This window comes from Mesorhizobium sp. CNPSo 4684, assembly GCF_057784315.1.
In genome coordinates this window covers 210,982-230,751 of the sequence record NZ_JBWLUX010000012.1, presented here as the reverse complement: position 1 = coordinate 230,751, position 19,770 = coordinate 210,982, and the positions used below count along the sequence as shown (strand labels likewise).

General features: G+C 64.6%; 17 protein-coding genes. 11 read left to right on the top strand and 6 right to left on the bottom strand.

What is annotated here, in order from left to right:
• Positions 1–2: 2 nt before the first annotated feature.
• Positions 3–722: a ribulose-phosphate 3-epimerase gene (locus AC04SG_RS13565; RefSeq protein WP_488551446.1), complete on the top strand. Its 720-nt coding sequence runs from the start codon at positions 3–5 to the stop codon at positions 720–722.
• A complete protein-coding gene (locus tag AC04SG_RS13560; protein WP_488551445.1) occupies positions 722–1,753 on the top strand; it encodes an ROK family protein in 1,032 nt (343 codons plus the stop codon). Before AC04SG_RS13565 ends, AC04SG_RS13560 begins: the two co-directional genes overlap by 1 nt.
• A 186-nt stretch (positions 1,754–1,939) precedes the next feature.
• Here AC04SG_RS13560 and AC04SG_RS13555 read toward each other — a convergent pair whose 3' ends face one another.
• Both AC04SG_RS13555 and AC04SG_RS13550 read right to left on the bottom strand, forming a co-directional pair.
• Positions 1,940–2,218: a hypothetical protein gene (locus AC04SG_RS13555; RefSeq protein ID WP_488551444.1), complete on the bottom strand. Its 279-nt coding sequence runs from the start codon at positions 2,216–2,218 to the stop codon at positions 1,940–1,942.
• Between the two features lie 94 nt (positions 2,219–2,312).
• A complete protein-coding gene (locus AC04SG_RS13550; RefSeq protein ID WP_488551443.1) occupies positions 2,313–3,230 on the bottom strand; it encodes a LysR substrate-binding domain-containing protein in 918 nt (305 codons plus the stop codon).
• 112 nt (positions 3,231–3,342) lie between these two features.
• On the opposite strand from AC04SG_RS13550, the gene AC04SG_RS13545 reads away from it, so the two are divergent.
• On the top strand, positions 3,343–3,951 hold the full coding sequence (locus AC04SG_RS13545) for an NAD(P)-dependent oxidoreductase (RefSeq protein WP_192255945.1): 609 nt from the start codon (positions 3,343–3,345) through the stop codon (positions 3,949–3,951).
• Between the two features lie 127 nt (positions 3,952–4,078).
• A complete protein-coding gene (locus AC04SG_RS13540; protein ID WP_488551442.1) occupies positions 4,079–4,810 on the top strand; it encodes an SDR family oxidoreductase in 732 nt (243 codons plus the stop codon).
• Here the strand turns inward: AC04SG_RS13540 and AC04SG_RS13535 are convergent.
• Positions 4,761–5,699, bottom strand: coding sequence for a LysR family transcriptional regulator (locus AC04SG_RS13535; RefSeq protein WP_488551441.1), 939 nt, complete (start codon positions 5,697–5,699; stop codon positions 4,761–4,763). The genes AC04SG_RS13540 and AC04SG_RS13535 overlap by 50 nt on opposite strands.
• Positions 5,700–5,923: 224 nt before the next feature.
• Here AC04SG_RS13535 and AC04SG_RS13530 point away from each other — a divergent pair, with 224 nt between their 5' ends.
• Positions 5,924–6,991, top strand: coding sequence for a pyridoxal phosphate-dependent aminotransferase (locus AC04SG_RS13530; protein ID WP_488551440.1), 1,068 nt, complete (start codon positions 5,924–5,926; stop codon positions 6,989–6,991).
• Positions 6,992–7,019: 28 nt separating this feature from the next.
• A complete protein-coding gene (locus AC04SG_RS13525) occupies positions 7,020–7,925 on the top strand; it encodes an allantoinase PuuE (RefSeq protein WP_488551439.1) in 906 nt (301 codons plus the stop codon).
• Between the two features lie 27 nt (positions 7,926–7,952).
• Here the strand turns inward: AC04SG_RS13525 and AC04SG_RS13520 are convergent, their stop codons facing one another.
• From AC04SG_RS13520 to AC04SG_RS13510, 3 genes are all read right to left on the bottom strand, one after another.
• A complete protein-coding gene (locus tag AC04SG_RS13520) occupies positions 7,953–10,373 on the bottom strand; it encodes a GcvT family protein (RefSeq protein ID WP_488551438.1) in 2,421 nt (806 codons plus the stop codon).
• Between the two features lie 117 nt (positions 10,374–10,490).
• On the bottom strand, positions 10,491–12,149 hold the full coding sequence (locus AC04SG_RS13515; protein ID WP_488551437.1) for an ABC transporter substrate-binding protein: 1,659 nt from the start codon (positions 12,147–12,149) through the stop codon (positions 10,491–10,493).
• Positions 12,150–12,344: 195 nt separating this feature from the next.
• Positions 12,345–13,232, bottom strand: coding sequence for a LysR substrate-binding domain-containing protein (locus AC04SG_RS13510; protein WP_488551436.1), 888 nt, complete (start codon positions 13,230–13,232; stop codon positions 12,345–12,347).
• A gap of 168 nt (positions 13,233–13,400) precedes the next feature.
• Between AC04SG_RS13510 and AC04SG_RS13505 the strand changes: the two genes are divergently transcribed.
• From AC04SG_RS13505 to AC04SG_RS13485, 5 genes are read left to right on the top strand one after another with little or no spacing between them, the layout of a single operon-like run.
• Complete coding sequence (locus tag AC04SG_RS13505) at positions 13,401–14,819, top strand: MmgE/PrpD family protein (protein WP_488551435.1); 1,419 nt, start codon at positions 13,401–13,403, stop codon at positions 14,817–14,819.
• 6 nt (positions 14,820–14,825) lie between these two features.
• Positions 14,826–16,067 carry an FAD-dependent oxidoreductase gene (locus AC04SG_RS13500; RefSeq protein WP_488551434.1) on the top strand — a complete coding sequence of 414 codons (1,242 nt, stop codon included), beginning with the start codon at positions 14,826–14,828 and terminating at the stop codon, positions 16,065–16,067.
• Between the two features lie 2 nt (positions 16,068–16,069).
• Positions 16,070–16,336, top strand: coding sequence for a sarcosine oxidase subunit delta (locus tag AC04SG_RS13495; RefSeq protein ID WP_488551433.1), 267 nt, complete (start codon positions 16,070–16,072; stop codon positions 16,334–16,336).
• On the top strand, positions 16,333–19,185 hold the full coding sequence (locus AC04SG_RS13490; protein ID WP_488551432.1) for a 2Fe-2S iron-sulfur cluster-binding protein: 2,853 nt from the start codon (positions 16,333–16,335) through the stop codon (positions 19,183–19,185). The genes AC04SG_RS13495 and AC04SG_RS13490 overlap by 4 nt, the downstream gene beginning before the upstream one ends.
• On the top strand, positions 19,186–19,767 hold the full coding sequence (locus AC04SG_RS13485; RefSeq protein ID WP_488551431.1) for a hypothetical protein: 582 nt from the start codon (positions 19,186–19,188) through the stop codon (positions 19,765–19,767).
• The last annotated feature ends 3 nt before the right edge of the window (positions 19,768–19,770 follow it).

Below are 19,770 nucleotides of genomic sequence, written 5' to 3'. Positions count from 1 at the left end.
CGATGATGAAATCCCTGTCCGGCCCCGCCGCAGTCGCCGCCTTGCCGCGCAACCGTCTGATCGGCGAGTTTTCGCTGTGGTCGGCCGACCTCGCCAATATGGAGCGCGATCTGAAGCGCATCGAGGCCCATGCCGACATCCACCATATCGACGTCGCCGACGCCCGCTTCACCCCGGGCTTCCTGTTCTTTCCGGATCTGGTGGCGCGCATCGCCAAGCTGACGGCCAAGCCTATTCATGTGCATTTGATGGTCGAAGCCGAGATCGTCGAGGCGCAGACGCGGCAATTCATCGAGGCCGGCGCCGACCTGATCAGCGTCCATGCCGAAAATGGCGAGGCTGGCCTGCGCGCTGTGAAACTGGCGCATGAGCTCGGCGCCGAGGCCGGCGTGGTGCTGCGGCTGGAAACGCCGGTCGCGGCAATCACGCCTTTCCTTTCTGAAGTGGCGTTCGTGACGCTGCTCGGCACTTCTATTGGCGTCAAGGGCCAGAGCCTGTCGGAACAAGCCTGCCCCCGCCTGATCGAGGCGCGCGCGCTGATGCGCAAAGCCGGCCGTGAAGCCGACATCGTGCTCGCCGCCGATGGCGGTATCCGCCACGAGACGGTGCCGCTGCTGCGCGCCGCAGGCGCCGAGACCGTGGTGCTGGGCTCACTGGCCTTCGGCGACCCCGACCTTGCGCGGCGCATGGCCTGGCTGCACGGGCTGGAGGTCGCCGCCTGATGAGCAAGCTTGCGCTCGCCTTCGATCTCGGCGGCACGGCGCTGCGCGGCGCGCTGGTCGAAAGCAACGGCAGTGTCGTCGCGCATGCTTCGGCGCCAACGATGGCGGGCGCGGGCTCGGAAGCGGTGATCGGCCAGATCATTGTGCTCGCCGGCGATCTCATAGCGCAAAGTCCGCAGGCCGAAATTGCCGGCATCGGCGTCGGTGCGCCGGGGCCGCTGGATCCCAAGGCGGGGATCGTGATTGCGCCGCCAACGCTGGCGGGCTGGCACGACGTGCCGCTGATCGACATTCTGGGGCAGCATTTCGGCTTGCCGGTGCGGTTGGAAAACGACGCCAATGCGGCGGCGCTCGGCGAATGGCGTTTCGGCGCCGGACGCGGCAGTGGATCGCTGGTGTTCGTCACCGTGTCGACCGGCATTGGCGGCGGCGTCGTCGCCGACGGCCACATCTATCACGGCAGGCGTGGGCTGGCGGCCGAGATCGGCCACATGACCATCACCGGCGAAGGCGACCGCTGCTTTTGCGGCGCCATCGGCTGCTTCGAGGCTGTTGCTTCGGGAACCGCGCTCGGACGTCGCGCCACGCGACAGACCGCCCCGGGCGACGGCTCGCTGCTGCGACGGCTTTCCGGCGACGGCGACGTCTCGGCCAGGCATGTCGTCGAGGCGGCTCAGGCCGGCGACGCCAACGCTCTCGAGCTGATCGAGGCGGAAGCGAGATGGTTGGGCATCGGCTTCACCAACCTGCTGCACCTCTATTCGCCCGATTTAATCGTCATGGGCGGCGGTCTTTCCAACGGTTTCGACCTGCTGGCGCCGTCGATCGCGGCGGTCGTCCAGCAGCGGGCCATGCCGGCCTACCGCGATGTGCCGATCGTGCGCGCCGAGCTTGGCGACCGTGCCGGGCTGATCGGCGCCGCCAGCCTGATCCTGTGGGAAGGTGAACCGGGTTTGGCACTGGCGATGGCGCAGGACGACAAGGACAGCGGCGCGACCGCTGATGCCAGGGAGCGCGGGCGATCTCCCTGATTGATGGAGCGCGCGCCAACGACATCGATCCGTCGGAACGTGGCCTCGCCATGGTGCTCCAGGTCCTACGCGCTCTGCCGCACTGCACAGCCCGATCGCGCTCGGCATCACGCCGGCCGCTTGCCACTCGTTTCGCACCGATGGCCTGCGCTGGCACCGCTGCCTTAGGGAAGCCGTCCGCTCCGCCTATTTCCCGCAATGGTGGTCGTTGATCTTGTTCAGCGCATTCGCGTCCGGTCCGACCCGGTTGTAGGAGCAGGCGCCGGCGGCCGTGGTGATCAGCATTGTGTCATAGTAACGCGGGCCGCCGAACAGGGCATAGATCAGGTCGCGATGGGCGGGAACGTAGCGTTGCTCCGGTTCCGGCTGACGATGGCGGTGCTTTTCCTTGGCGACGGCCGTGCTGGACAGGCTGCAGCCCACCGCGAGGACGAGCGCCCAGGTCGCAAGGTTCTTGGTGGTCATCGGCAGTACCCTTCTGACGGTTCGGAACCGCAGCATATCCAAAAGCGCCGGCCGAACAAAGGTTCCCTGGCGGCATTGCCGGCTGGCGTAACAATCAGCCCGCAACAGCATTCTGCGCCCGCCGCCTTTCGGCAGCAACGAGCAGGTCGACGAAGGCACGCACCTTGGCCGGCCTGAAGCGCGCCGGCGGAAAGACGGCATGGATGCCGCCGGACGGCAAAGTCCAGTCCGCGAACACCCGCACCAGACGACCTCGGGCGAGATCGTCGGCGACGCTGTAATCCGGAAAGATGCCTAGCCCAATGCCGGCCAGCACGCAGGACAGCACGCCGGGAGTCTTGTCGCAGCTGACGACCGGATTGAGTTCGGCCACCACCGTCTCCGCCTCCCTGGAAAACAGCCATTGGCCGATGCCGCGCAATTGGGCATTGCCGACCCATGGCAGCGCTTTCGCCTGCCTGGGGCTGGCATCAAGCGGCAGCTCGGCGGCGAGGTCCGGGCTGGCAACGACGAATTGTTCATGGCTTCCCAGCCGCCGCGCCAGATTGCTGGAATCGGCCAGCCAGCCGACACGGATGCCGAGATCGATCTGCTCGTCGACCAGATTGCTGACGGCATCGTCGAAGATCGTCTCGACCCGCATTTTCGGGAATTTTTTGAGATAGGCGGCGATGGTCGGCGCCACGACCTTTTCGCCATAGTCGAGCGGCGCTGTCAGCCGCAGCATCCCGGTCGGCTTTGCTGCGCTCTGCGAGATGTCGCCGTAGGCGGCCTCCGCCTCGTGCAGGATGATGGCCGCCCGGTCGTAGAACAGGCGCCCCTCTTCGGTCAGCGTCACGCGCCTTGTCGTGCGGCGCAGCAGCGTCGCGGCCAGTTCCTGCTCCAGCCTGCCGACCTGATGACTGACCACTGCCTTGGCGACATCGAGCCGGTCAGCGGCGGCGGTGAAGGAGCCGGTCTCGACCACGGTGGTGAAGTAGACGAGCCGGTTGAGGTTCAGAAGCTCGGTCACAGCTCACCCATTGTCTGATCTGATCAGACAGCTTGTATGATTGATCGCTATTTTTCGCAAGCGGTGGCCTTGCCATCTATCGGGAGCAACGAATGGCTAAAGGAAAATCGAAATGAAAATCGCACTCATCGGCGCGTCCGGCCAGGTCGGCTCGCGCCTGCTGAAAGAGCTCTCCGACCGCGGCCACACGATCACCGCCATCGCCCGCAATCCGGACAAGATCGCGGCCCTTCCGGGCGTGACCGCCAAAAAGGGCGATGTCTTCGACAGAGACGGCCTCGCCGCCCTGATCAAGGGGCATGACGCTGTGATCAGCGCCGTGCATTTCCTCGACAGCGATCCGGACACGCTGATCGCAGCGGTGCGCGCCTCCGGCGTCAAGCGCTACCTGGTCGTCGGCGGCGCCGGCAGCCTCGACGTCGCGCCGGGCAAGCGCCTGGTCGATACACCGACTTTCCCGGCGATCTACAAGGCCGAGGCGCAGAAGGGCGCCGACTTCCTCGACACGCTGCGGACGATCGATGATCTCGACTGGACCTTGCTGTCGCCGTCGGCGCTGTTCCTCGCCGGCGAGCGGACCGGCAAATACCGCATCGGCAAGGACACGCTGCTGACGTCCGACAAGGGCAGCAGCATTTCCTTCGAGGATTATGCGATCGTCATGACCGACGAGATCGAAAAGCCGGCGAATATTCGCCAGCGCTTCACCGTCGGCTACTGACCGGACTGCCGATATTGACGACAAGTGCCATCGGAACGTCCGATGGCACTATCGTTTTCTTCCGTTTCCATTCCTGCCGCCGGTTTGCGACGTCTCGCCCGAAGCAGTTCAGGACAGGACGGAAATCATGGCCGACATCGCAAAATCGAAAATCATTATCGTTGGCGGCAGTTCCGGGATGGGGCTGGCGCTGGCAAGGCGCTGCCTGGACTCAGGCGCCGAAATCATCATCGTCGGCCGCAACGAAGCCAAGCTGAAGCGCGCCAGCGAGGTGCTGCGGAACCCTGCCGGTTTGAGCGCCATCACTGCCGACATCGCCAGGGAAGATCAGGTCGCCGACCTGTTCGGGCGGATCGGCCGGCTCGACCATATCGTCAGCACCGCCGCCGATATTGAAGGCGCCTACGAGTTGTTGCCTTCAGTCGACCTCAAGGCCGCGCAGAGGGTGGTGGAAAGCAAATTCTACGGGCCGTTTCTGCTTGCCAAACATGGCGCGCCGAAGCTTTCGGCCAACGGCTCCATCACCTTCACCTCGGGAATCGCCGCCTACCGGCCGGCGGCGCGCGGCTCGGTTGTCGCCGCCGTCAACGCGGCGCTGGAAGGGCTGGTGCGGGCGCTGGCGGTCGAACTGGCGCCGATCCGCGTAAACGCCGTCTCGCCGGGCTGGGTCGACACGCCGATCTGGCACTTCGTTGCCGGCGACAAGAAGGACGAAACGCTTGATGCCATGGCCAAGCGGCTGCCGGTCGGGCGTGTCGGACAACCGGACGACATCGCCGACGCCATCGCCTTCCTGATGGGCAACGGCTTTACGACAGGGACGATACTGCATGTCGAGGGCGGTCACCGGCTGATCTGACCGGCGCGAAAGTCTCACCCGCTGCCGCCAGCAGCAGCTTCAGCGCCGGCGGCTGCACCCGGCGGCGGCGCCAGATCATGACCAGGGAGGTTGCTTGGGCTGAACCCGGCCAGGGCAGCTCGACAATCTCGCCGCGATCGAGCGCCTCGGCGACGGCCAGCCGCGGCACCAGGCCCATGCCGATACCAGTCGCCACCAGGCTCGCAATGGCGCCGATACTGCCGACTTCGGCGGCAAGTTTTGGCGTCGCCATTCCTGTCTCGGCGAACGCTGTGTCAAACAGATGCCGGTAGACGCATCCGGTTTCCGTCACCACGAAACGCATCGCGGCGAGCGCGGCCAGATCGCCTTGTCCTGATGCGGTGGCATTCTCGGCGGACGCGACAAGGACGAGCGGCTCGGCCGATATCGTGCGCCGGGCCAGACGCTCATCGAGCCCGCCCTTGTCGAAACAGAAAGCGACGTCGATGTCGCCCTCTTCGAGCTGCCGCAGCAGAACATTGCTGCCGGCGATTTTCAATCGCAGACCAATCTCCGGGTGATCACCTCGAAAGGCCGCCAGCCATTGCGGAAGTTTCACGGCGGCAATCGTCTCCAGTGCACCTACCGTCACCGTCGCGGCGGCCGTACCCGTCCTTGCCTCGACAGCAATTCGCGCCTCTTCCGCCAGTTGCAGGATCTCTTCGGCATAGGGTTTCAGCGCCTCGCCGGCTGTCGTCAGGTCAAGGCCCTGCCGCGAGCGGATGAAGAGGGCGACGCCGAGTTCGCTTTCCAGCGACTGGATCTGGTCGCTGACGCTCGACTGCGCCAGATGAACCTCCCGCGCCGCGCGGGTGATGTTGCGATGCCGCGCCACGGCGAGGAAGGTCTTGAGCAATCTTGGGTGCATGCCGTTTCCGGATCTGGTCTGTGTCCGATATTTCGGACCTGGCCGGCTTATTTGCAACCATTGACGCCGGCGAATGCAATTGCGGCAGACAGAAGGGCCAGAATTTCGCAGCCATTGCGCGGCGAGTTTTTGCTTGTGAACGGGCCGGCGGCTTGTAGCTTGCTCGAAAGCCGGTCCGACGGAGGCAATTCGGGGGAAATGAGCGTCATCAGGATTGTTCGGGCATGCCGCTGAAAGCCGCCGCCCATATCCAAGCTATGTCGGCTTTCGCATTGGCGAATTTTGGCGGCCATGACCAGCCAACCCTTGCCCAGAACGAGAGCGCTTTCCCGCCGAGTCCCAAAGCGATTACCGCTGGCCAGGACGCGATCGCCCGCAGCCATCTCTACCCCGATCCGGACTGGACGGTGCTGCGCGAAGCCATCGCGCAAGCCTATGACGTTGAGCGCGAGCTGATCCTGTGCGGCGCCGGTTCGATGGACCTGATCAGCTGCACCATCGCAGCATTTGCCGGTCCCGGCGACGAAGTGCTCGCCACCGCCTATGCCTATAATTTTGCGGCCTCCGCTTCGGCGCGCGCGAATGCCGTCTATGTCAAGGTGGCGGAGCGCGACTTCGTCGTGTCCGTCGACAGCATTCTCGCCGCCGTCACGCCGGCAACGCGGATCGTCTTCGTCTGTAATCCCGGCAATCCGACCGGCACCCTCATCCGCAATGCCGAACTTTTGCGCTTGCGCGCCGCCTTGCGCGGCGACGTGCTGCTGGTCATCGACCAGGCCTATGGCGAGTTCGACGACCAGGATCCTCAACCTGTCTTTGCGCTGGTCGCACGCGGCGATACCGTCGTGTTGCGCAGCCTTTCCAAAGCCTATGGGCTGGCCGGCGCGCGCGTCGGCTGGGGGTTGTTTCCGCCTGAAGTCGCGGCCGAAGTGCGCAAGCTGCAGAACTCGAACCAGGTCACCACGCCAAGCCTCGCCATGGCGGTCGCGGCAATAGAGGACCAGGCCTATATGCGCGAGACGGTGGCGCGCACCGCCGCGATCCGCGATCGCTTCGCGCAGGATCTGAGAGCGGCCGGTTACGGCGTTCCCGAAAGCCGGACGAATTTCGTGCTGATCCGCTTCCCCGACGGTGCCGCAACTTTGACTGCCGATGCCGCCTTGCGCGACGCAGGCATCATCGTGCGCAGCCTCGGCGGCTATGGCCTCACCGACTGCCTGCGCGCAACGGTCGGGCCGCAGGACATGATGGACCGGGCGCTGCGCATCCTGACCGACCAGCGCGGCGGTTGATTTTTGCGATCACGAGGAGACTTCAGCGATGCCCTATGTGCCGGCCCGCGACTTCATCGGCTACGGCGACAAGCCTCCTGCCGCTGCGTGGCCCGGCGGCGCCAAGCTGGCGCTCAACATCGTCGTCAATTACGAGGAAGGCGCGGAATACAGCATCGACGAGGGCGACGGTGTTTCCGAGACGATCCTGTCGGACCTTGCCGTGTCGCCGGCGGTGCCCGGCCTGCGCAACCGCAACATGGAATCGCTCTACGAATATGGCTCGCGCGTCGGCGTCTGGCGGCTCGCCTCGCTGTTTCGGGACAAGGGCATCATTCCCACCTTCTACGTCGTCGGGCGAGCGCTGGAACTCAACCCGGCCGCCGGCAAGGCAATGGCCGAACTCGGCAGCGACATCGTCTGCCATGGCTGGCGCTGGATCGACTACGCGCCGCTGAGCGAGGCGGAGGAGCGCAATCACATCGCCATGACCGTCGATACGGTGCAGCGGCTAACTGGTATCCGCCCGCTCGGCTGGTACACCGGCCGGCCCAGCCTCAACACCAGGCGGTTGGTGGTCGAGCATGGCAGCTTCCTGTTTGATTGCGACGACTACAATGACGATCTGCCCTATTTCGTCGAGGTCGATGCCAAGCGGCATCTGGTCGTGCCGCACTCCTTCGACAACAATGACAGCCGCTTCTCGCGCGGCTCGGGCCTGGAGACCGGCGGCCAGTTCTTCGATTATGTCAGCGACGGGGTGGACTGGCTATTGGCCGAGGGCCAGACGACACCGCGCATGATGACGGTGTCGCTGCACTGCCGGCTGGCGGCTCGGCCTGGCCGCATGATCGGGCTCGCCCGCTTCCTCGACAAGATCAAAGACAATCCCGACATCTGGGTCTGCCGCCGCTCCGACCTCGCGCAGCATTGGCTGGATCGGTTCGGCGGCTGAGCGACGGCTTGTAGACCGCTGGAAGCCCTACGCCCGCAGCCGCTTGCCTTCGGGGTCGAAGGGCGGCTCGCTCAACAGCACCGCGTCGTGCGGCCGGCCGAGGATCGCCACCGACACCTTGTCTCCAGCCTTGGCGGAACCTGCCTTGACATAGCCGAGCGCCAGCGACTGTTCGACGAAGTAGCCATACGCCCCTGACGAGACCTGGCCGATCGGCGTGCCGTCCGGCAGGAAGATCGGCTCGCCGCCGGTGGCGTCGGCATCCTTGGCGGCGATCGACAGCATAATCAGTTGGTCGCGCGCCGGCTTCTCGGCGATGGCCGCATAGGCATCGCGGTTCAGGAACGCGCCCTTGTCCATCTTGACCAGGCGGTCGAATTTGACCTCCTGCGGCCAATATTCGGGGGAGTATTCGCGGCTCCAGCTGCCGTAGCCCTTTTCCACACGCAGCGACATCAGCGCGCGCGAGCCGACCGGTCCGGCGCCGACCTCGCTGCCGGCCTTGAGCAGCGCACCGTAGAGCGCGACCTGATCGGCAACCGGGCAATAGAGCTCCCAGCCGAGATCGCCGGTGAAGGAGACACGCAGCGCCACGACATCGACGCCGCCGACCGTGATCCGCTTCGAGCGCATGAAGGGAAAGGCGTCGGTCGACAGATCAGCATTGGTCAGCCGCTGCAGCAATTCGCGCGATTTCGGACCGGCAACGTTGAAGCCACCCATCTCCTCCGTGCGCGAGCGGAAGCTCGTGCCTTCGGGCAACGGAACCGCCTTGAAGAACCTCTGATGGAAGCGCTCGGCCATGCCGGAACCGAAGACCATGAACTCGTCTTGGCCAAGCTTCGTCACGGTGAAGTCTCCGGCAATGCCGCCGCGCTTGCCGATCAATGGCGTCAAACAGGAGCGGCCGATTTCGGCCGGCATTCGGTTGGCGAACAGCGCGTTCAGCCAGGCCTTGGCGCCCGGCCCTTTGACCTCGTATTTGGCGAAGTTCGAAACGTCGATAATTCCGGCATGCTCGCGCAACATGCGCGCCTCGCGGCCGACCGGGCCCCACCAGTTCTGCCTGGTGAAGCCATTCGTTTCCTCGCGTGGCTCGCCTTCGGCGGCGAACCACAGCGGATGCTCCCAGCCGAAATTGAGACCGAAGACGGCGCCCATCTGCTTCTGCATCTCATAGGCCGGGCGGGTGCGCACCGGGCGCCCGGCGGCGCGCTCCTCATGGGGGAAGTGGATCTTGAAACGGTGGCTGTACTGGTCCTGCACCCGGGCCTTGGTGAAGGCCTTGCCGGCCCAATGGCCGAAGCGCGCCATGTCCCAGGCGAACATATCGAGCGACGGCTCGCCCTCGATCATCCACTCGGCCGCCAGCTTGCCCATGCCGCCGGACTGCGAGAAGCCGGGAATAATGCCGTTGCAGCAGAAATAGTTCTGCAATTCCGGCACCGGGCCGAACAGAACGGCGCTGTCGGGCGACCAGATCATCGGGCCGTTGATGACGCGCTTGACGCCTGCCTTGCCGACCGCCGGGACGCGCGCAATAGCGCGCATCATATTGTCCTCGATGCGGTCGAGATCGTCGGGGAAGAGTTCGTGGCCAAAGTCGAGCGGTGTGCCGTCCTCGGCCCAGAATTTCATGTTGCGCTCATAGGCGCCGATGAGCAGGCCGAGCCCTTCCTGGCGCAGATAATATTCGCCGTCGCGGTCGGCGACCGAAGGCAGCCGGCGGCCCATGGCGGCGATTTCGGGGATGGTCTCGGTGACGAAATACTGATGCTCGGTCGGGATCAGCGGCAATTGCAGGCCGGCCATCGCGGCGACCTCGCGGCCCCACAGGCCGGCGGCATTGACCACCCATTGCGTGCGGATCTCGCCCTTCGGCGTCCGCACGATCCAGCTGCCGTCGGCTTGAGCTTCCGTGGCGATGACCGGGGTGAAGCGATGGATCTCGGCGCCGCGCTGGCGCGCACCGGCGGCGTAGGCCGCGGTGACGCCGGACGGATCGACATTGCCGCCTTCGGGTTCATACATGATGCAGCGTATGCCGTCGAAATCGACCAGCGGATGCAGCCGCTCCGCCTCGTCGCGCGCGACCTCATAAAAATTCATCTTGTAGCGCCGCGCCTTGGCTTCCTGCAGCCGCAGTTGGTGCTCGCGCGCCTCCGTCTGGGCAAGATAGAGCGAGCCCGGCTGGAAGATGCCGCAGCCCTGGCCCGTCTCGGTTTCCAGCTCCTTGTAGAGTGCCATGGTGTAGTGCTGCAGGCGGCTGATGTTGGTCGAGTCATGCAGGCCATGGATGTTGGCGGCGGCGTGCCAGGTCGAGCCGGAGGTGAGCTCGTCGCGCTCAAGCAGGACGACATCGGACCAGCCATGCTTGGCCAGATGATATAGGATCGAGCAGCCGATCAGGCCGCCGCCGATGACAACGGCTTGTGCATGGGTACGCATATCGAGATTTCTTCCCTTGTGTTCGGCGACTTGTCTTGTTCCAGATCAATGAATTCGCTCTCGTCGCCTTGGCGAAACTCCAAGGGGCGATAAGGCCGCCCCCTGGATGCTGACAGTTCAGGCCTTGTCGAGCCAGACCTTGTCCAGTTGCAGCTCGAATGTCTGATGCATTTTGAGGTTTTTCACATAGGTGGCGTGATGACGGTAGAGCGAGCGCCAGAATGACTGCACCAGAACGCCAGAATCCTGCAGGATGAACTCGACATCCTTCATCAGCTCCTTGCGCTTGGCCGTATCGGGAATGGCGAGTGCTGCATTGAGCTTCTTGTCGAACTCGGGATTGGCATAGGCCGACTCGTTCCACGCTTCGCCGCTGCGATAGGCAAGCGCCAGCACCTGGACGCCGAGCGGACGCATGCCCCATTCGGTGGTCGACCATGGATATTTCGTCCAGTCGTTCCAGAACGAAGTGCCCGGGATGATCGTCCGCTTCACCTTGAAACCGGCCTCTCGCATCTGCGCGGCAACGACGTCGGCGGGGTCCTTCACATAGTCCGAATCGTAAGAGATAAGCTCGAACTCATGATCCATCTGGCCGGCCTCGGTCATCAGCGCCTTGGCCTTGGCGAGATCGCGCGGCACTTTCGGCAGTTCGTAATATTCGGGATGGATCGGGCAGACGTGGTGGTTTTCGGCGACCTGGCCGAGACCGCTATAGCCGAGCTTCAGCACGGTCTCGTTGTCGACCGCGAGCTGGATGGCGTTGCGCACCCGTTTGTCGTCATAGGGTTTGTTGGTGACATTGGTGCGCAGCACGATGGTTCCGGCGGTGACGACGGATTCCTTGACCAGACCCATGCCGTCGTAGAGGTCCACCGTGCCGCCAACGGTCTGGTAGTTGCAGTCGATCTCGCCGGCCTCGAAGGCGCTGGCGATGGCGGGGTTGGAAGCGTCTGTGCCGTAGTCGGTCCAGTCGACGCCATCGAGATAGGTTTCACCGCCAAACCAGGTGAAGTCCTTGCGGCGCCGAACCGAGGCCGAGTCGCCGACCTTGTAGGAGATGAGTTCATACGGGCCGGTGCCGGGCGTCTTGGTCATGTCGGCGCCGTTCTTGTCGAAGTCGCGGTGGACGATGATGGCGGGATAGTCGGCGAAGCCCGGAATGATGGTGACATCGGACTGGCCGCATTTCAGCTTCACCGTGTGGTCGTCGACCTTGGTGATGGCGCCGGCGATCGCCTTCTTGGTGGCAGGATCGATCAGCGTGGCCATGCGGCCAGCCATCGAATTGCCCTCGGCCGCCTTGTCGCACCAGCGCTCGATGTTGAAGACGATGTCGTCGGCGTTGAGCTCGTCGCCGTTCGACCACGTCACGCCCTTGCGCACATGCAGCGTGTATTCGGTGGCGTCGTCACTGACCTCCCAGCTCTCGATGAGATGGCCCTCGAAGGTGAAGTCCTGGGTGTAGCGGATCATGTAGTCGTTGCACTGGCGCAGCACATTGGCCATTTCAGACCAGTCCCATGTGCGCGGATCCTTCATGTCCTTGATGATCATCTGCATCTTCAGGATACCGCCCTTCTTGCCGGGCTCCATCGTTGCAGCTTCGGCCGGCGCGGGAAGGCCGGCCATTGCATAGGCGAACCCCGTCGAGGCGCCCATCGCGCTCGCCATGGCGAGGAATTCGCGGCGGTCCATCCTGCCGCTTCTGACTTCATCTGCGTAGCTTTCGATGACCGCCGGGACGCGGTCACCGTTGCTCCTGAATAGTGCCATTGTTGCTTCTCCGGTTTGGGCTTTCCGCCCGTTCATTCCCCATTACGCAGGGAATGTTAGAGGCGATGCAAAAATCCCGGAAGGGCTTGAGAGCTCACAAACCGCTGAAAACCGGCCCGCAAGACCTAATAAAACGATGCCATTGGCGTCTCAATTTTTTTCGCGTTCGGTCATGCCGATATCGGCGAGCACCCGTCAGCCGCTGTCTTCCTGCGCCCTCGCCATGATCCATTCGCGCACCGTGCGGGCGATGTTGCCCTTGGAGAGTTGGGTCTCGGTCAGGTAGTAATTCCAGGGGCTGGGCGGCCGGACCGGAAACGGTTCGACGAGCAGTCCGCGCCGCAGATACGCATGGGCAAGTGAGCGCTGCGTGGCGACGAGGCCGGCGCCCATGGCGGCAAGCTCGAGCGCGATGTTGGAGGCGTTGGTCGACAGGCCCTTGTCGTAATCCTGCATGTCGACGCCAAGCGCGGTGGCAACGACCTGCCAGTATTCCTGGCGGCCGTGGACGAAGATCCGGTCCACCTTGAGGATATCCTCCGGCGCTTTGACGGCGTGCTCGCCTTCGAGCAGCGAAGGGGCGCACAGCAGCACCAGTTCGTCGTTCCATAGCGGAATGGCGGCGGGCGGGCGATCGTCGAAGCGCCTCGTTGAAATGGTGATGTCGGCGATCTGCTCGCTGAGATCCTCCCAGATCGTGCCGTGCAGCACGATCTCGATTTCGGGATGTTTCTTGCGGAAGGCGGCCATGCAGCCGGCCAGCCAGTTTTCCGCCAGGCTCATCGGACAGGAGACGACCACGGTGCGGTTGCGCGACGAGGTGACGATCGCTTCCGTCGCCTGATCGATCTGGTCGAGCGCCTGGCGCAGGGTCGGCAGGAACGCCTCGCCCATCTCGGTCAGCTTGAGGCTGCGCGGATAACGGATGAACAATTGCCGGCCGATATAATGTTCGAGCGAGCGGACATGCGTGCTGACCGCGGCCTGCGTATAGCCAAGCTCCTTGGCGGCCATGGTGAAACTCAGATGCCGGGCCGAGCTCTCGAACGACCTGATATAGTTCAAAGGCGGGGGTGGCTTCATCTCCGGCTCCTGGGCTGTGCCAGAATAGGTAGACCATGGAGCCGCAGGCGTTCAATTGCACGCAGGCGACATGGCATAGATATTTTTGGCCAATGCCGCTGAACTAATTGCGTGAATGCACGATGAACCCAAATTAATGATGGCGTGACGACAGAGGGAGTGGAGCAAGTGGCTGTGTCGCCCCATCGCCGTGAAGGGCCGGACGCAAGCGCTGAGACTGCCGTGCGCCTGGCCGACTTCGTCTTACGCCGGCCGGCATCGGTTTTCCCTCAGGCGGTGCTGGAACAGGCCCGCTACCTCTTGCTCGACACGATTGGAGTAGCGATTGCCGCGGGGCCGATGGAGGCCGGCAGGATCGCCAGGGATACCGCGACCCTCCTCTACAATTCGAGCGATCCGAAACATTCCGCCCGCATGCTTTTCGACGGCCGTCGCGCCTCCTTGGCGGGTGCCGCCTATGCCTGCGCGACGCAGATCGACAATCTCGATGGCCATGACGGCTACAGCCCGACCAAGGGCCATATCGGCGTGGTGGTGGTGCCTGCACTGGCGGCACTGGCCGAACAGCTGCCGCAGCTTAGCGGCCCTGACGCGCTGGCAGCCCTGGTCGTCGGCTACGAAGTCGCCGGCCGCGCCGGCATCGCGCTGCATGCGACCGTGTCGGACTACCATACATCGGGCGCCTGGAATGCGCTCGGCGTCGCCGCCGTGGCGGCGCGCCTGCGCAAGCTGAATGACGAACAGTTGCGCGAGGCGCTCGGCATTGCCGAGTATCACGGCCCGCGCAGCCAGATGATGCGCGAGATCGCCACGCCGACGATGCTGCATGACGGCTCGGGCATGGGCGCGCTGACCGGCCTGTCGGCAGCGGTGCTCGCCGAACGCGGCTTCACCGGCGCGCCGGCGATCACCGTCGAGGCACCTGAAGTCGCAACGCATTGGCAGGATCTCGGCAGCTTCTGGCAGACACTGCACCAATATGTGAAGCCCTACCCGATCTGCCGCTGGGCGCATGCGGCCATCGACGCGACGCGCGGGCTGGTGCTTTCGCATCATCTCACGCCAGCCGACATCGACCATGTCCAAGTCAACAGTTTCCATTATGCCGCGACGCTGTTCGATGGCATGCCGGACACGACGTCGAAGGCGCAGTACAGCCTGCGCTTTGCGGTTGCGAACTTCATCCTGCATGGCCGCATCGGGCTGGAGCATATTTCCGGCGCCGGCCTTGAAGATGCAGCGGTCGCCGAGATGCTGAACCGCATCAGCGTGTCGGAGCATGAGCGCCACAGCGCCCGCTTCCCCGCAGGCCGCTGGGCCGATGTCGCCATCACCACGACCGATGGACGGGTGCTGACCTCAGGCGACGTCCACGCGCGCGGCGGACCGGAGGCGCCGCTGACATCAGGGGAGATCGAGGCCAAGTATCTGGAGTTTGCGACACCCGTGCTCGGACGGGGCCGCGCCATGGCGATCCGCGACGCTATCCTCTCGCTGACCGATCCCGACAGCCGCTTCTCCGAGCTCTCCGCCCTGCTCTACGATCCTCCCGTGATCAGCAAAGCCCTCCAGCGGCCGGCGTGGTAGACTGACATGCCGCTCGGGCTGCTGAAATACGGTCTCAGCCGGGACTATCCGGTCAGCGAGGACATCCCCGCCACGCCGGCGCTCAAGCCATCCTACGATGTCGTCATCATCGGCGGTGGCGGCCATGGCCTGTCCTGCGCGCATCATCTGGCGAAGTACCACGGCATCACCAGCGTGGCGGTGCTCGAAAAGGGCTATCTCGCCGGCGGCAACACGGCGCGCAACACCACGACGATCCGCTCCAACTACATCACGCCGCAAGGCATCGCCTTCTACAAGGAAGGCGTGGCGCTGTTCGAGACGCTGTCGCAGGAACTCGACTTCAACGTCATGTTCTCGCAGCGCGGCCAGCTGACGCTTGCGCATTCGGAAGCGGCACTGCGCAGCTTCCATGCACGCGCCGAGATGGGCAAGCATCTGGGCACACGCACCGAGGTGGTCGACCAGAAGGCAGTCAAGGAACTGGTGCCGTCGCTCAACATGGACTATGGCGGCGCGCTCGAAATCCTCGGCGGTCTCTGGCATGCCGATGGCGGCACCGCGCGGCATGACGCGGTGGCCTGGGGTTATGCCGCGCAAGCGTCGCGGCGCGGTGTCGAGATCCACCAGCGCACCGAGGTGCAAGGTTTTGAAATCGCCGGCGACAGAGTCCAGGCGGTGAAGACAAACCGCGGCCGCATCGCCTGCGGCCAGGTGCTGATCGCCACCGGCGGAATGAACTACGACGTCGCGCTGATGGCCGGCGTCGAGCTGCCGATCCGCTGCTATCCGCTGCAGGCTATGGTGACGCAGCCGCTGAAGCCGTGGCTCAACACGCTGGTCTCTTCCGTCTCGCTGCACACCTATCTCGTGCAGTCCTCGCGCGGCGAGGTGGTGATCGGCGGCGGTTCCGATCCCTACCAGCTCTATTCGACGCGCTCGACGCTCGACATGAAGGAGCACCTGGCCGAAGGCGCGGTGCATCTTTTCCCGTTCCTGCAAGGTGTCAGGCTGCTCAGGCAATGGGCGGGGATTACCGACATGACGCCGGACTACAGCCCGATCATGGGCGCAAGCCCGCTCGACAATCTATGGCTCGATTGCGGCTGGGGCACCTGGGGCTTCAAGGCGACGCCGGTCGCCGGCAAGCGCATGGCCGAGACCATCGCCAGCGGCCGCGTGCCGGATATCCTGAAGCCGTTCGCGCTGGAGCGGTTCGAGACCTTCCAGCTGCTCAACGAAATGGGCGCGACGGCGGCGAGCCACTGACGATGAAGATCATGATCTGCCCGATGAATGGCCCGCGCAACATCGACGAGTTCCAGTCTTTTGGGCCGGTGCGCGACGAGTTGGATCCTGAACGGACCGCCGACGCGGACTGGTCGCGGCATCTGTTCCGCGCCGAGAACCGCAAAGGCGTCGTGGTCGAGTGGTGGCGGCATGTGCCGAGCAATTATTTTTTTCTCGCCGAACGCGATCTCGTCAGCAACGAGATCATCCGCACCTTCGATGCCTCGCAGCGCAGCGGCCAGTCATGAACCGCCTGCCCGCCCCTTTCGGTACCCGCATCGACCGGACACGCCCGCTGCGCTTCAGCTTCGAGGGCAAGAGTTTCGATGCCTATGCCGGCGACTGCATCGCCAGCGCGCTCGCTGCGTCAGGGCAATGGATGCTGTCGCGCTCGTTCAAATACCACCGCCCGCGCGGCGTCTTCAGCATGAACGGCGCCGAGGCGAACACGCTGGTGCAGCTGCCTTCGGAGCCCAACGTCGCAGCTGACCGCACACCGGTCAGGGAGGGCCTGCAGGTCAGCGCGCAGAACGTCAACGGCTCGCTGGCACGTGACCGTGACGCCATCATCGACAGATTTGGGCGCTTCCTGCCGGTCGGTTTCTACTACCGCACCTTCATGGGACCGCGCCGCGACAGCTGGCTGAAATCCTGGGAGCCGATCATCCGCCGCAAGGCGGGGCTGGGCATCGTCGACACCAAGGCCGCGCAACGGCATTTCGACAAGTCGCATCTTCATTGCGACGTGCTCGTGGTCGGCGCCGGTCCGGCCGGACTGAATGCGGCGATCGCTGCTGCCGAAGCGGGTGCCGATGTCGTTCTCTGCGACGAGAATCCGGAGATCGGCGGATCGCTGACTTACGGCCGCTACGACCCGGCGGTGCTTGCAGGTCTCGTAGCGCGGATCGAAGCGCTGCCGAATCTCCACGTGATGACAGGCACGCTCTGCAATGGCTGGTACGAGGACAATTGGCTGCCGCTGATCCAGGGCGACCGGCTCTATCGCATACGCGCCCGCGAGGTGATCCTTGCCACTGGCGCGATCGGGCAGCCGGCAATCTTTCGCAACAATGATCTGCCGGGGATCATGCTCGGCAGCGCCGCACAGCGGCTGATTCGCCAGTACGGTGTGCGCCCCGGGCAAAAGGCCGTGGTGCTGACCGGCAATGATGAGGGTTATGCCGTCGCGCTCGATCTGGTCGAAGCCGGCGTCTCGGTCATGCTGGTCGCCGATCCACGATCCGGCGGCGTGCCGGGTCCGCTCGAAGCCGAACTGCACGGCAAGGGCGTGGCGATCCAGAAGGCAGTGACGGTTGAAGCTGCGGAAGGTCGCGGCGGACACCTGGCCCGGGTTCGCATCGGCGGACGATGGGTAGAATGCGACCTGCTGACGATCGTCGTTGGCGAGGTGCCGGCGTGGCAATTGCCTTGCCAGGCGGGCGCCAAGGTCGGGTACGATGACGTCAGCGGATGGATGACGCTCACGCTGGCGCAAGGGTCGGTGCGGCTTGCCGGCTCGGTCGCCGGAGACCATGGCCTCGAAGGCGCGGTTGGCGGCGGCCGTCGCGCCGCTGCGCTGGCATTGCAGCGGCTCGGCCATGCGGTTGCGCGAGATACAGTCCTCGGCAAAGTGAAACCATCCTGTCCGGTCCATGTGCAGCCGATCCTTGCCGATGCGAAGGGCCGCGACTTCGTCGATTTCGACGAGGATCTACAGGTCAAGGACCTGCACAACGCCATCAAGGATGGCTATCGCGAGATCGAGCTGGTCAAGCGCTTCACCACGGTCGGCATGGGGCCGAGCCAAGGCCGCCATTCGGCGCTGGCGACGGCGCAGATCGTCGCCGAAGCGACCGACCGGACGGTGGCCGAAGTCGGCATCACGACGGCGCGCCCACCGGTCGGCCCGGAGACGCTCGGCGTGCTTGCCGGCCATCACGAGGTGCTGGAACGGCGCACCGCACTGCACGCCAGGCATCTGGCACTCAACGCCGCGATGAAGCCGGTCGGCGTCTGGTGGCGGCCGTACTTTTATGGCGATCCGAAAAGTGCGCAAAAGGCGATCCGCGACGAGATCATGGCGGTGCGCGAAGGCGTCGGCCTGCTCGACGTCTCGACGCTCGGCAAGCTGGAGCTGCGCGGGCCAGATGCCGGCGAATTCCTCGACCGGCTCTACACCATGGCGCATGCCAACCAGCCGGTCGGGCGCGTGCGTTATTGCCTGATGCTCAACGAAATGGGCTCAGTGGTCGATGACGGCGTTGCCTACCGCATGGCCGACGACCGGTTTTATGTGACGGCGACCACAGGCGCCGTCGCGCGCGTCTATGCCGACATGCTGTTCTGGAATGCGCAGTGGCGGCTCAAGGTCGATGTCCTCAATCTCACCGGCGCCTTTTGCGGCCTCAACGTCACCGGCCCGAAGGCACGCTCGGTGCTTGAAGCCTTGTCAGGCGATATCGATTTCAGCCGCGAGGCCTTCCCCTATCTCAGCGGCCGCGAAGGCGTCGTCGCCGGCGTGCCGGTGCGCGTCATGCGGATCGGCTTCACCGGCGAACTCAGCTTCGAATTGCATTGCCCGTCCAGCCTCGCGCCCGCGCTGTGGGATGCGGTGATGGAGGCCGGCAAGCCGCATGGCCTCACGCCTTACGGGCTGGAAGCTTCGCGTATCCTGCGGCTGGAGAAAGGCCATATCCTGATCGGCCAGGATACGGATGCGATCACCACGCCGGACGAGCTCGGCTTCGGCTGGGCGGTGTCGAAGAAGAAGCCGTTCTTCGTCGGCAAGCGTTCCATCGAAATGCGCGCCAGGCTTGGCCAGGCGCGCAAGCTGGTTGGTTTGCAATTTCCCGCCGGCGCCAAAGACATACCCGGCGAGAGCTGCCTGGTGCTGCGCGGCAACGATCCCGTCGGCCAGATCACCTCGATCGGCTTTTCGCCGACGCTCGGCTGTTCCATCGCGCTGGCTTATGTCCATGTCGACGATTCCATAGACGGAAGCCGGGTGATGGTGAAGTGCCGCAATGGCGCGCTGGTCGAGGTTCCTGTGGTTGGGCACGCTTTCTTCGACCCGACCAATGCGCGGCAGGAGATGTAGATGGCGAGCCTCGACGCAATGCCCATCTTTCCTTTCGAGCCTGGTGGCGCGGCGCATGGTGCAGCACTGCCTTCCGGCGCCGTCGCTCTGACCGATCTCACGGCCAGCCCGCGTTTCGGTCTGAAGGGCGGCGGCAGCGCGGCCTGGCTCGCCGCGCATGGTGTTGTCTTGCCCGCGATCAATCGCATCGGCAGCCATCGCGGCATGCGCGTGCTCCGCCTCGGCAATGAGGATATTCTGCTGCTTGGCGAAGATGCCGGTGAGCCGCTGGCCGAACTGCGGGGCGTCTGGGAAAGCGACAGCGGGACGAAAGGCTATTCATCCTGGCGCGAGGAAGGCTGGGCGTGGATGCGGCTTTCCGGCTCTGCTGTGGCGGAAGCGATGAGCCAGCTCTGCGCACTCGATCTGCGCCCCGACAGATTCAGCGCAGAGGACATCGCGCAGACGCGTGTCGGCCATATCGAGGCGGTTACCTTCCGCGCGCCGGCCGGTTTCGATGTACTGTTCGACGTCACCGCGTCGGCGTATTTCGCCCGGACCGTCTCGGCGGTGGCCAGGCACTGCACGCAACATCAGGCATAGAGG

Bases quoted from the DNA above. Each gene is read 5' to 3' on its own strand.
- AC04SG_RS13490 (WP_488551432.1), top strand. From the start codon at position 16,333: ATGAACCGCCTGCCCGCCCCTTTCGGTACCCGCATCGACCGGACACGC.
- AC04SG_RS13515 (WP_488551437.1), bottom strand. From the start codon at position 12,149: ATGGCACTATTCAGGAGCAACGGTGACCGCGTCCCGGCGGTCATCGAA.
- AC04SG_RS13555 (WP_488551444.1), bottom strand. From the start codon at position 2,218: ATGACCACCAAGAACCTTGCGACCTGGGCGCTCGTCCTCGCGGTGGGC.
- AC04SG_RS13510 (WP_488551436.1), bottom strand. From the start codon at position 13,232: ATGAAGCCACCCCCGCCTTTGAACTATATCAGGTCGTTCGAGAGCTCG.
- AC04SG_RS13545 (WP_192255945.1), top strand. From the start codon at position 3,343: ATGAAAATCGCACTCATCGGCGCGTCCGGCCAGGTCGGCTCGCGCCTG.
- AC04SG_RS13495 (WP_488551433.1), top strand. From the start codon at position 16,070: ATGAAGATCATGATCTGCCCGATGAATGGCCCGCGCAACATCGACGAG.
- AC04SG_RS13485 (WP_488551431.1), top strand. From the start codon at position 19,186: ATGGCGAGCCTCGACGCAATGCCCATCTTTCCTTTCGAGCCTGGTGGC.
- AC04SG_RS13520 (WP_488551438.1), bottom strand. From the start codon at position 10,373: ATGCGTACCCATGCACAAGCCGTTGTCATCGGCGGCGGCCTGATCGGC.
- AC04SG_RS13500 (WP_488551434.1), top strand. From the start codon at position 14,826: ATGCCGCTCGGGCTGCTGAAATACGGTCTCAGCCGGGACTATCCGGTC.
- AC04SG_RS13565 (WP_488551446.1), top strand. From the start codon at position 3: ATGATGAAATCCCTGTCCGGCCCCGCCGCAGTCGCCGCCTTGCCGCGC.
- AC04SG_RS13525 (WP_488551439.1), top strand. From the start codon at position 7,020: ATGCCCTATGTGCCGGCCCGCGACTTCATCGGCTACGGCGACAAGCCT.
- AC04SG_RS13540 (WP_488551442.1), top strand. From the start codon at position 4,079: ATGGCCGACATCGCAAAATCGAAAATCATTATCGTTGGCGGCAGTTCC.
- AC04SG_RS13530 (WP_488551440.1), top strand. From the start codon at position 5,924: ATGCCGCTGAAAGCCGCCGCCCATATCCAAGCTATGTCGGCTTTCGCA.
- AC04SG_RS13535 (WP_488551441.1), bottom strand. From the start codon at position 5,699: ATGCACCCAAGATTGCTCAAGACCTTCCTCGCCGTGGCGCGGCATCGC.
- AC04SG_RS13560 (WP_488551445.1), top strand. From the start codon at position 722: ATGAGCAAGCTTGCGCTCGCCTTCGATCTCGGCGGCACGGCGCTGCGC.